Source organism: Nonomuraea sp. NPDC050404 (genome assembly GCF_040655495.1).
Taxonomy (GTDB): domain Bacteria; phylum Actinomycetota; class Actinomycetes; order Streptosporangiales; family Streptosporangiaceae; genus Nonomuraea.
The window spans coordinates 1-11,069 of the sequence record NZ_JBFAKB010000020.1 but is presented as its reverse complement, the minus strand read 5'-3'; the positions used below and the strand labels follow the sequence as shown (position 1 = coordinate 11,069).

The window sequence follows — 11,069 nt, the reverse complement described above, 5'->3', positions numbered from 1 at the left end:
GGTGACGTAGCGGTTGTCCGACGCCTGGAGGATCAGGTGGCCCGGACGGCGCCACGGTCCGCGGTCGCCGGTGACGACACCGCAATACGCCTGTGGGACGTCACCGACCCGAACGAGCCCGCCGCGCTCACCACCCTGGACGACCCGCGGGACTACGTGTACGCCACCACGTTCAGCGCGGACGGCAGGCTGCTGGCGGCGGGCAGCGGCGACAAGAAGACCTGGTTGTGGAATGTCGAGGACCGCCGCCGCCCCGTCAAGCTCGGGGAACTGCACGGCCACCGCCAGGAGGTCTACTCCGTCGCGATCGACCCGCGAGCCCGCCTCCTGGCGGCCGGCAGCGCGGACAAGACGATCCAGTTGTGGGACATCGCCGGGCGGCCCAGGCGCCTGGGCAAGCCGTTGACCGGGCCGAACAACACCGTCTACTGGCTGGACTTCAGTCCCGACGGGCACACGCTGGCCGCCGGCGGCGGAGACGGCACCGTCTGGCTGTGGGACGTGCGCGATCCGGCGCGGCCCGTGACGTACGCGACGCTCGCGGGCGGGAGCAGCGCCGTCTGGATGGTGAGCTTCGGCCCCGGTGGCCGCCTGCTCTCCGCCGGCGGGGCCGACGCGACCGTGCGCCTGTGGACGACCGATCCCGAGCGGGTGGCCAGGGAGTTGTGCGCACTGGCCGGTGACCCGCTGACGGCGGCGGAATGGGAGCGATACCTGCCCGACGTGCCGCACGATCCGCCGTGTTGACGTGCGATCGTGTCGTCAACCATGATTGACGCGTGATCGGACGTAAACGAGCCAGGGAAGCGGCCGGCGGTTTGCCGTTGGCCGACCTCGTACGGCGTACCGCCGCAGAGGTCGCCTCCGGGCGGCGCGGTGCGGTGGCCGTCGGCGCGATCAGGGGCGAAGAGAGCGCGACCCACGGCGCCGATCCGCGCGCCGTGTTCGAGATCGGCTCGATCAGCAAGACGTTCACCTCGCTGATGCTGGCCAAGATGGTGGTGCGCGGTGAGCTCGCGCTCGACCGGCCCGTGCGTGAGCTGCTGCCGCCCGGCACGGCCGTTCCGCAGCGCGACGGGCGCGACATCGAGCTGGGGCATCTGGCCTGCCACATCTCCGGCCTGCCCCGGCTGCCCAAAGGGCTGATGCCGCGCGGGATGTTCGCCGCCGACCCCTATGCGGGCTGCACCGAGGAGGTGGTGCTGGGCGGGCTGGCCGCCACCCGGCTGCGGTCGGTGCCGGGGGATCGGTTCCACTACTCCAACCTCGGCGCGGGCGTGCTGGGGATCGCGCTGGCCCGGCACGCCGGGGTCGGCTACGAGGACCTGGTCCATGCGGAGATCTGCCGGCCGCTCGGCATGGCCGACACCCGGGTGGTGCTCGACGAGGAGCAGACCGCCAGGCTCGCGCCGGGGCACTCCCGCTTCGGCAGAAGCCGTTCGCGCTGGCGGCTGGCCGCGCTTGCCGGGGCCGGCGGGCTGGCCTCCACGGTGACCGACATGTTGCGGCTGGCCAGGGCCACGTTCGGGGACGCGCCGGAGGAGCTGGTACGGGCCTTCGCGCTGACCAGGGACACCGTCCATCCGCTGCGCGGCCCGGCGTTGGCCCATCCGGGCTGGATCTCGCTGCCCGGCGGGCCCGATCGCGAGGGGCCGCGCACGCTGTTCCACAACGGCGGCACCGGCGGCTACCGCTCGATCATGGCCGTGGTACCCGAACGGCGGACCGCCGTCGTCATCCTCAGCGCCGACGCGCGCTCGGTCGACCGCCCCGGCCTGACCCTGCTGGCCGACCTCGGCACCCCCGAGCCAGCCTGAACCTGCTAGCCGACCTCAGCCACTCCCGCGTCGGCGCCTCCTGATGCACGGGCGCCTCCTGGTAGGAGGAAACCTCACGGAGCGGGCTGCGGGCGGACGTGGTGGCGGCCGATGGGGAGCATCAGGGGGCGGCCGGTGAGAGGGTCCTCGATGATGCGGCTGTCGAGGCCGAAGACCGTACGCACGCTGTCCTCCGTGAGGACCTCGGCCGGTGTGCCGGAGGCGTGCAGGCGGCCGCCGGCCAGGGCGATGAGGTGGTCGGCGTAGCGGGCGGCGAGGTTGAGGTCGTGCAGGACCATCACGATGGTGGTGCCGCGGGAACGGTTCAGGTCGGTCAGCAGGTCCAGGACCTCGATCTGGTGGCTGGCGTCGAGGAAGGTGGTGGGCTCGTCCAGCAGGAGCAGGTCGGTCTGCTGGGCCAGTGCCATGGCGATCCAGACCCGCTGCCGCTGGCCGCCGGACAACTCATCCACGGAGCGGTCGGCGAGGTCCGTCGTCTGCGTGGCCTCCAGGGCGGCCGCCACGGCGGTGTCGTCCTTGCTGTTCCAGCGGGCGAACATGGCCTGGTGGGGATGGCGGCCCCGGCCGACGAGGTCGAGCACGGTGATGCCCTCCGGCGCGACCGGCGACTGGGGCAGCAGCCCGAGCGTGCGCGCCAGCTTCTTGGCGGGCATCCAGTGCACCTCCTTGCCGTCCAGGACGACCCGGCCCGCACGCGGGGTGAGCAGCCGGGACAACGAACGCAGGAGCGTGGACTTCCCGCAGGCGTTCGCGCCGACGATGACGGTGATCTCGCCGGGCGGCACGACCAGGTCGAGCGACTCCACCACGACGCGGTCGCCGTAGCCGAGCGTGAGGTCCTCGGCCGCGAGGGAGTGGGACGTGGTCATAGCGAGCCTCCGGCCCGATGCGTACGGACGATCAGATACACGAGGTACGGCGCTCCGAGCACGCCGGTGACGACCCCGACCGGGTAGCGGGTGCCGAAGGCGTACTGGCCGGCGAAGTCGGCGACGAGCACCAGCAGGGCGCCGACCAGCCCGGCGGGCACCAGCAGCGAGCCGCCCGCGCCGACGAGCCTGGCCGCGATGGGACCGGACAGGAACGCCACGAACGCGATCGGCCCGGCCGCCGCCGTGGCGAAGGCGATCAGCCCGACGGCGGCGACGATCACCAGGACGCGGGTACGTTCGACGCGGACGCCGAGCGCGGCGGCGGTGTCGTCGCCTAGTTGCATCGCCGACAGGTCGCCCGCCTTGGTCAGCAGGACCGGGGTCAGGACGACCAGCGCGACGAGGGCGGGCAGGACCTGTTCCCAGGACGCGCCGTTGAGGCTGCCGGTCAGCCAGCGCATGGCCTCCTGAAGGTCCCATTCGGCGGCCCGGGACAGGACGTAGCTGGTGATGCTGTCGAGGATCGCGGAGATCCCGATGCCGATCAGGATGAGGCGTGTGCCGGCGACGCCGTCGCGGAAGGCCAGCGTGTAGACCAGCAACGCGATGGCCAGGGCGGAGACGATGGCGAACATCGACACCTGGGTGCCGCCCAGCGACATCGACACGATCGCGATGGCCGCCGCGGCGCTCGCCCCCGAGCTGATGCCGATGATGTCGGGGCTGGCCAGCGGGTTGCGGAGCATCGTCTGGAAGGTGACGCCGGCCAGCCCGAAGCTGAACCCCGCGACCACGGCGAGCACGGCCCGCGGCAACCGGAGCCGCCCGACCGTGAAGGACGCCCCGGAAACCTGCTCGCCGAGGATGACGTTCAGCACGTCGGCGGGCGGATAGAAGCGCTGGCCGAACATCAGGGACACGGCGAACGCGGCGACGGCCAGCACCGCCAGCGTCCCGATGATCAGCAGGCGGCGGGTGGAGCGCCGGCGCCTGCCGCGGGCGACGGCCTGCACGACGGCCGGCCGCGGGACCCCGGACGCGGCCGCACGGGTGCCTGGCGTGTCGGGAAGAGCGGGCGTGTCGGGAACGGCGGGCGTCTCGGAAACAGCGGGCGTCTCGGGAATGGCAGGCGGCTCGGGAACGGCAGGGGCCGCGCTCGCGACGCGTGTCTCGTCCGGGACGGCGGGCGCGGTGCCGCCGGGCCGGCCGGTTCGCTCGCTCACAGTTCACGCACCTTCTGGCGGCGTACGATGTGGATGAAGAACGGGGCGCCGATCAGCGCCGTCACGATGCCCACCTCCACGTCCGACGGGCGTGTCACCATGCGGCCGATGACGTCGGCGGCGGTGAGCAGCGACGCGCCGGTCAGCGCGGACAGCGGCAGCAGCCAGCGGTGATCCACCCCGATGAGCAGGCGGCACGCGTGCGGGACGACGAGCCCGACGAACGCGATCGGCCCGGCGACGGCCGTCGCCGCGCCGCACAGGACGACGGCGCCGAGCGCGGCCGTGGCCCTGATCAGGGCCACGCGCTCGCCGAGCCCGGCCGCGATCTCGTCGCCGAGGGCGAGCAGGTTCAGCGCCCGCGCGGACAGCAGGCAGATGGCGAAGCCGACGGCGAGGAACGGCAGGACGTGGCCGATGCGCTCGTACGACGCGCCGCCGACCCCGCCGATCTGCCACAGCCGGAAGCTGCCCGCGATGTCGTTGCGGGGCAGGATGACGGCGCTGACCAGGGAGGCGAAGGCCGCCGACGTGGCGGCTCCGGCGAGGGCGAGCTTGAGCGGCGTCGCGCCGCCCCGCCCGAGCGACCCGACGGTGTAGACGAACACGGCGGCGGCCGCGGCCCCCGCCATCGCGACCCAGACGTACCCGGTCGGCGAGGTGAGCCCGAAGAAGGAGACGCCGGTGACGACGGCGAGCGAGGCGCCCATGTTGACGCCGAGGATCCCCGGGTCGGCCAGCGGGTTGCGGGTCACGCCCTGCATGACCCCGCCGGCCAGGCCGAGCGCGGCCCCGACGATCACCGCGAGCAGGGTACGCGGGATGCGCTTGGCCACGGCGGCCTGTTCGAGCGAGCCCTCCGCGCCGCCGAGTGCCGCCCAGACGTCGGACCAGGCGACGTCGCGCGAGCCCAGGGCGACGGAGGCCACCATGAGCAGGGCCAGGACCAGGACCGCGACGAGCGACCACAGGACCCGCACGCGCGCCGGACGCCGTCCGATGACGACGTCCGGCGTACGGTCGAGATCGGCCTGGGTCACTTGACCTTGTCCGCGGCCTCTGCGAGCGCCTTGGCGTAGTCCTCCAGCACCCACGAGATCGACAGGGGAGTGGGGTTCGCGGCGGTGCCCAGCGGCTTGCTGTCGGGCAGCAGGTAGATCGAGCCGCGCTTGACGGCCGGGATCTTCGACAGCAGCGGGTCCTTGCGGATCTTCTCCAGCAGGGAGGCGTTGTCGCCGCCGTACCCGGTGATGATGTCCACGTCGTCGAACACGTCGATCTGCTCGGCGCTCCGGCTCAGGGCGAACTTCTCGGTGCCCTTGGACGCCTCGGCGATGCTGCCCGGGATCGTCAGTCCGAGGTCCTCGAAGAACAGCGTGCGGGTGTCGTGCGAGGTGTAGAAGCCGATCTCGCTCACGTCATTGGGGTCGACATGCGTCATGAACATCGCCGACTTGCCCTTGAGCTGCGGATACTTGGCGACGACCTCCTGGATGTCGCCCTCGATGTCGCTGATGAGCTTGTCGCCCTCGGCGGCCAGGCCGATGGCCTTGCTGTTCAGCTTGATGATCTCGCGCCACGGCGTCGCCCACGCGGCGTCCGGGTAGGCCACCACGGGGGCGATCTGGCTCAGGGTGTCGTAGTCCTGCTTGGTCAGGCCCGAGTAGGCCGCCAGGATCACGTCCGGCCGGGTGTCGGCGACGGCCTCGAAGTCGATGCCGTCGGTCTCGTCGAACAACACGGGCGTCTTGGCGTTGAGCTCCTTCAGGCGCTGCGACACCCAGGGCAGCAACCCGTCCTTGTCGTCGTCGCCGAAGTTGGCGGCGGCCATGCCGACCGGGACGACGCCGAGGGCCAGCGGCGCCTCATGGTTGGCCCAGTTGACCGTGGCCACCCGCTCGGGCTTGGCCTCGATGGTGGTCGTGCCCAGCGCGTGCTTGATCGTCATGGGGAAGGCGTTCGAGGCGCCGCCCGTACTGGCGGCGGTGCTGGGGCTCGCGCTCTGGCCGGCGGTCTCCGTCGTGCTGCCGCAGGCCGTCAGGCCCAGCAGTACCGCGGCCACGGCGAAAATGCGCAGGCTCGGTGGTCGCTTCAATCCGTACTCCACTTCGAAAGATCCGCTGGCAAACCAGGCTCGTTAGGTAAGGCTTGCCTTGCTCGCACGATAAGAGACATGACCGAGTTGTCGCAATCGATCTTTTGGGACAGCCTTTGTCGAGATCGGGACATCGCCGCCCGTCTCAGGAGGTCCTGAACGCCCCCGGAGTCAGCCCGGTCGTACGCCGGAAGGCCACACCGAACGCGCTGGCCGACCGGTAACCGACCTGCTCGGCCACGGCATCGACCTCCCAGCCCCTGGCCAGCAGCTCCACCGCGTGCTGGGCGCGCACCGCCGCGACCCAGCGCGCGAAGCTGGTGCCCGTCTCGGCGTTGAAGGCACGGCTGATCGTACGGGCGCTGACCCCGAGCTGGGACGCCCAGTTGGTCAGCGTGCGCGGATCGCCGGGATTGTCCATGACCGCGTCCGCGATCGGGCGCAGCAGGTCGGAGGTGGGCAGGTGCAGCAGCAGCTCGCGCGTGGTGGGTTTGAGCACGTCGAGCACCATCGCCTCGGTCACCGCCCGCGACTCGGCGGGCAGTTCCTTGTCGGCCAGCCGCTCCAGCAGCAGCCGGAGCAGCGGCGTGATCTCGACGCCGACGGGCGCGGGGGAGATCGAGGTCACGGTGCCGAAGCCGAAGAAGGTGGCGCGGCACCAGGTGCCGGCGATGGCCGAGCCGGAGTGCAGCGTGCCCGCCGGCATCCACAGGCCCAGGGTGGGGGTGATCGTCCAGACCTGCGAGCTCACCACCGCCGTGGACGCGCCCCGCTCGTTCCAGAGCAGCTCGTGGAAGGGGTGGGAGTGCTCGTTCCAGGTGATGTCCCGGGTGAAGCTCTCGCTCCAGCTCACCATCACGAACGGCATCTCGGCCGCCGCGAGCACGGGCAGCTCACGAAACTCCCTCGTCGTGGGCGGGCGCGAGACGAGCGGCATTCGCCCAGCTTAACCGGGCGGCCGGCGCCGGGAGCCGGGGGAGATGTCGACCGGCCCTACCGGTTAGGCTTACCTTAGTCAGATGGTGGATCAAACTGACATTCGTACGGTGACGACCGAGGCCGAGTTGCGCGAGGTCGTGCAGGAGCCCCACAAGGTCATCTGGGACAAGGACATCGCCCGCATCGACCAGCATGCGCGTACGATCATCGCGAACTCGCCGTTCGTGCTGCTCGCGACCTCGACCCCGGAGGGGACCTGCGACGTTTCGCCCCGCGGCGACCCCGCCGGGTCGGTGCTGGTCCTGGACGACCACCGGCTGGCGATCGCCGACCGGCCCGGCAACCATCGGGTCGACAGTTTCCGCAACGTGCTGCGCAACCCGCACGTCGGGCTGCTGTTCCTGGTGCCGGGGATGAACGAGACGCTGCGGGTGAACGGCCGGGCGACGCTCGTGTCGGACGCGCCCTTCTTCGACGACCTGGTGGTGCAGGGCAAACGGCCGCGGCTGGCGGTCCTGGTGGAGGTCGAAGAGCTGTTCATCCACTGCGCGAAGGCGTTCCTGCGCTCGTCCCTGTGGAAGCCCGAGACCTGGCCGGACCGCAAGGGCCTGCCCACCCTCGGACGGATCGCCAAGGACCACATGAACATCAAGGAGGCGACGGCGGAGTCGCTCGACGAGGGATTCGACCGGGACGCCGTGCACAACCAGTACTGATGACCCGCAGGGCGATCTGAGGGGCCCGGGCTTCGCCGAGCACGTCGGCCTCCCGCGCGAGGCCGGCATTGGGCCTTGCCCGGCCTGGCCCGTGGTCGGGGAGCCCGGCAGGCGGCCGGCCACGCGGAGCGGAACATCATCCGGTCGCTTCGCGGTGCCGCAGAGCCTGGCCGAAGACCAGGCGGACCTCGGTGCACTCTCCCCGGGAGAACCGTGCAGAGACGACGATGACAAAGGCATGCGAGCGCCGCGGGGACCGGATTCCGGTACGTTCGGCGAACCTCCGGGCGGAGAGCCTAACCAGGTCCCCGAACAGGTACTCCGCGGACGCCGCCGTCCCGTACGTTGTGAAGCCCGCGCACAGGATGGACCGGTATCGCCGGCCGCTCTTCCCATGGTGGTACGTAACGATGATCAGACCGTGGTCGTTGGCGGGGTATCCATCGGTGATGCGCGGGTCGAAGTCCTTCACCTCGAAATGCCTGTCGTGATCGGCTATCTCGAGGGTGTCGGCCACGTCGTCGAAGGAGAACCGCTGCAGATCATGGGCAAGCAGGAAATCGTCCAGCATGGCCGCGGCCGCTTCGTTCTTGGCCGGGCCGCCGAGGACCACGAGGTCCCGGTCGAGCCGGTTCCTGATGAACCCGCTGAGGTGGATGTTCACGTTTTTGCGAGGGTAGAGCGAGGCCAGCGCTCGTACACAGCTCGCCACCGCGCGCACCTGCCCGTACCCGGTGAGAGGGCGATTGGCCGGCACCCCGTGCACGGCCGCGGTCACTGACGAGGTCGTCAGGACCAGGTCGATGGGCGCGGTGCGGGAGAACTGCAGGATCCTGCGACCCCGATGGAAACGCTGTAGCCAGTACCAGACCGCCGCCGCGACCGGTAAGACGCCTACGACGGAGAGAATCAGGCCGGCGGCCGTCATCACCCTCCCCGGATGCCGATCGCGGTCATGACTTCCTCCAGGAGTCCGGGTGTCCGGGCCACCACGAGGTCGTACTCGACGGGTACGACGTCCGGCAGGACCGGTTGACACGGTATGGCGCGCACCGAGCAACCCGCCTCGGCCGCGATGAGAGCGGCGGCGGCGAAATCCCAATACATCAACCCGTACTCGAAGAAGGCGGCCCAGGACCCGGTCGCCACCCGGCAGATGTCCACGGACGCTGCTCCCTGCTGACGGGTGATCCAGCCCGAGGCGAAAAGGTTGTGCAACGCGTCGGACATGCGGCGGGCCACGGCCTGCCCGTCTTTGGGCACTCCGAAGGCGGCGATACGCTGAATCGTGAGTGAGTCTTTCTCAAAGACTGTCCGTTTGTCCAGCAACTCACTGTTTTGGTATGCACCTTCGCCGGACACGGCTTTCAAGAGCTGTGCCGGGCGGGGCAGGTATACCATGCCGACCAACGACCGCAGTGTCGTCGCGTCCACCAGGGACACGCAGATCGCGAATTCTCCGGCTCCGGCGATGACGTTGATCGTGCCGTCTATGGGATCCACGATCCAGCACAGGCCCGACCGGCCCAGGACCTTGTCCGGATCCTCCTCCGACATGATCGGCACATCGAGGATCTTCGGCAGCGCCGTCGCCAGGTAGTTGTCAATGCGTTTGTCCAAGTCGGTCTGCGGATTGTCGTCCGCTCGTGTCACCCGCACGTCGGTCAGATGTTCGGAGGGCGCTTCGCGTAGCACTTCTTCGAGTTCTTTCGCGATTCGCAGCAAATTCATGTGATCTTCTCCGTCTCTCCCTGTGAGAATCTGTCGTGTGTTCGTGGAGCTCTCTCTCCACCGAGCTGACCGCAAATCCATCGATAGGTGAGCCGAATACCTTCCAGAAGGGAGAACGCAGGGTGCCAGTCGAGCCGCTGCGCGGCACATGAAATGTCCGGAATTCGTGCCCGTACGCCAGTGGGCTGCGCTGGGTCGTATCGCAGGGAAACCTCCACGCCGGCGACCGCCGCCGTCAACGCCGTCAGCTCGGCCACGGTCACGAGCTCGTCGCTCGCCAGATTCGTCGGCCGGGCATCGCCCGCCCGCGCGAGCGCGGCCAATCCTCGTACGCAGTCGTCGATGTAGAGAAAGCTTCTGAGCTGGGTGCCGGTGCCCCAGACCACTACCTGGTCCGACTTGCCCAGTGCGACCTCGGCGACCTTCCGGCAGATGGCGGCCGGTGCCTTTTCCCTGCCGCCGCGCCAGGTGCCGTGCGGGCCATAGACATTGAACAGCCGGGCTATCCTGACGCCGGGACCACCGGCCCGCGCCGCATACCGGCATAATCGCTCCGAGAACAGTTTCTCCCAGCCGTATCCGCCTTCTGGGTCGCCCGGATGCGCCAGCTCTTCGCGTAGTGGTGAGGGATCGCTTCCCTGCAAGGTCGCGGGATAGACGCAGGCGGAGGAGGCGTAGACGAAGGACCGTACGTCTCTTTCGGTGGCGGCACGCAGGAGATTGACTGTCATGGCGACGGAAGAGGCGCAGTCCCAGTCGTTTTCGCTGATGTAGGAGATCCCGCCCATATCGGCCGCGAAATGGTAGATCACATCGATGTTCCGACTGAGCTCCCGGCCGGCCGCCGGATCCCTGAGGTCGGCCACGATATTGTGAATGTCGAAACGCTGCCACCATTCATGCAAAGGCTTGATATCGACCCCGGTTACGGAGTGGCCGGAATCCAGTAGATTCCTGACCATATGCCCGCCGATGAATCCTCCGGCGCCTGTCACCAAAACCTTTCCACTCAAACCGGGCCCCGCTTCTCGCCGGTGTGGGTGCTGATGTCGCCATCATACGCCGCGCTGCCTGCGCCTTCAATATAAAGATCAATTCGACCGGGTGATGCCACCCTGGATACTGTCTCGGAATATGTCCGCCTCCTCCCGCTGATTAGCTGTTTTTTTGGGAGGTGGCCATGTTCGGGCAATTCACTTTCACATCTGGAGCACCACGGGGCGTGACATCGCCGGCGGGGAGACCTGCACGGCAGAAGCGCCGGAGAGCATCGGGCGACCCGCCTGCGCCGTCGCCGCGCAAGTGACGTCGTATGGGACGCAAGACTTGCAAGTTTCTTGCGCTCGCACGACGTCGTGCCTTGCGGTCCTCTGAAATCGGCTGGCTGCCCAGTCCGCAGGCGCACGCAGGGAGAAGACCGCCCAATACCCTGCCGATGAAAGTTAGTTCTTTGCGCAATCTCGTCGAAATATTGCGGCTATCTGCTCGACATCTTATGGTTCGGCCATCCGCCTTACCCGAAAGGCCACCCCCATGAGAGCTCTGTTAGCCGCCCTCACGTTACTGCTCGCCTTTCTCATCGCCCCGCCCGCGCAGGCCGCCGCCGAGGTCAACCTCGCGGCCGGCAAGGCCGCCACCGCCGGCAGCTTCACCGA

Annotated in this window: 11 protein-coding genes; 3 read left to right on the top strand and 8 right to left on the bottom strand. The window is 69.2% G+C overall.

Translation table 11 applies throughout. The annotated features are described in order from the left end of the window. Positions 1–36: 36 nt before the first annotated feature. A complete protein-coding gene (locus AB0I81_RS42350) occupies positions 37–747 on the top strand; it encodes a WD40 repeat domain-containing protein (RefSeq protein WP_360669771.1) in 711 nt (236 codons plus the stop codon). A gap of 32 nt (positions 748–779) precedes the next feature. Beyond that, entirely contained in the window at positions 780–1,817 is a 1,038-nt protein-coding gene (locus tag AB0I81_RS42345; RefSeq protein WP_360669768.1) for a serine hydrolase domain-containing protein, read from the top strand. Positions 1,818–1,891: 74 nt separating this feature from the next. On the opposite strand, the gene AB0I81_RS42340 is transcribed toward AB0I81_RS42345, so the two are convergent. The 5 genes from AB0I81_RS42340 to AB0I81_RS42320 all read right to left on the bottom strand — a co-directional run bounded on the left by AB0I81_RS42340 (position 1,892) and on the right by AB0I81_RS42320 (position 6,965). Further along, positions 1,892–2,707, bottom strand: coding sequence for an ABC transporter ATP-binding protein (locus AB0I81_RS42340; protein ID WP_360669765.1), 816 nt, complete (start codon positions 2,705–2,707; stop codon positions 1,892–1,894). Next, positions 2,704–3,723: an iron ABC transporter permease gene (locus tag AB0I81_RS42335; RefSeq protein WP_360670328.1), complete on the bottom strand. Its 1,020-nt coding sequence runs from the start codon at positions 3,721–3,723 to the stop codon at positions 2,704–2,706. The genes AB0I81_RS42340 and AB0I81_RS42335 overlap by 4 nt, the downstream gene beginning before the upstream one ends. Positions 3,724–3,929: 206 nt before the next feature. After that, complete coding sequence (locus AB0I81_RS42330; RefSeq protein ID WP_360669762.1) at positions 3,930–4,973, bottom strand: iron ABC transporter permease; 1,044 nt, start codon at positions 4,971–4,973, stop codon at positions 3,930–3,932. After that, positions 4,970–6,028, bottom strand: coding sequence for an ABC transporter substrate-binding protein (locus AB0I81_RS42325; RefSeq protein WP_360669759.1), 1,059 nt, complete (start codon positions 6,026–6,028; stop codon positions 4,970–4,972). Before AB0I81_RS42325 ends, AB0I81_RS42330 begins: the two co-directional genes overlap by 4 nt. A 145-nt stretch (positions 6,029–6,173) precedes the next feature. After that, entirely contained in the window at positions 6,174–6,965 is a 792-nt protein-coding gene (locus tag AB0I81_RS42320) for an AraC family transcriptional regulator (RefSeq protein ID WP_360669756.1), read from the bottom strand. 82 nt (positions 6,966–7,047) lie between these two features. Between AB0I81_RS42320 and AB0I81_RS42315 the strand changes: the two genes are divergently transcribed. After that, on the top strand, positions 7,048–7,683 hold the full coding sequence (locus tag AB0I81_RS42315) for a pyridoxamine 5'-phosphate oxidase family protein (protein ID WP_360669754.1): 636 nt from the start codon (positions 7,048–7,050) through the stop codon (positions 7,681–7,683). Positions 7,684–7,819: 136 nt separating this feature from the next. Here the strand turns inward: AB0I81_RS42315 and AB0I81_RS42310 are convergent, their stop codons facing one another. Genes AB0I81_RS42310 through AB0I81_RS42300 form a run of 3 tightly spaced genes read right to left on the bottom strand, consistent with a single transcriptional unit; the run spans position 7,820 to position 10,409 of the window. Next, positions 7,820–8,611, bottom strand: coding sequence for a hypothetical protein (locus AB0I81_RS42310; RefSeq protein ID WP_360669751.1), 792 nt, complete (start codon positions 8,609–8,611; stop codon positions 7,820–7,822). Continuing rightward, entirely contained in the window at positions 8,611–9,414 is an 804-nt protein-coding gene (locus AB0I81_RS42305; RefSeq protein WP_360669748.1) for an inositol monophosphatase family protein, read from the bottom strand. Before AB0I81_RS42305 ends, AB0I81_RS42310 begins: the two co-directional genes overlap by 1 nt. Beyond that, positions 9,411–10,409, bottom strand: coding sequence for an NAD-dependent epimerase/dehydratase family protein (locus AB0I81_RS42300; RefSeq protein ID WP_360669745.1), 999 nt, complete (start codon positions 10,407–10,409; stop codon positions 9,411–9,413). The genes AB0I81_RS42305 and AB0I81_RS42300 overlap by 4 nt, the downstream gene beginning before the upstream one ends. Positions 10,410–11,069 lie beyond the last annotated feature (660 nt).

What these genes read in the sequence shown, in the direction of transcription:
- AB0I81_RS42320 (WP_360669756.1), bottom strand. Translation starts at nt 6,965, where the DNA reads ATGCCGCTCGTCTCGCGCCCGCCCACGACGAGGGAGTTTCGTGAGCTG.
- AB0I81_RS42310 (WP_360669751.1), bottom strand. Translation starts at nt 8,611, where the DNA reads ATGACGGCCGCCGGCCTGATTCTCTCCGTCGTAGGCGTCTTACCGGTC.
- AB0I81_RS42305 (WP_360669748.1), bottom strand. Translation starts at nt 9,414, where the DNA reads ATGAATTTGCTGCGAATCGCGAAAGAACTCGAAGAAGTGCTACGCGAA.
- AB0I81_RS42315 (WP_360669754.1), top strand. Translation starts at nt 7,048, where the DNA reads ATGGTGGATCAAACTGACATTCGTACGGTGACGACCGAGGCCGAGTTG.
- AB0I81_RS42340 (WP_360669765.1), bottom strand. Translation starts at nt 2,707, where the DNA reads ATGACCACGTCCCACTCCCTCGCGGCCGAGGACCTCACGCTCGGCTAC.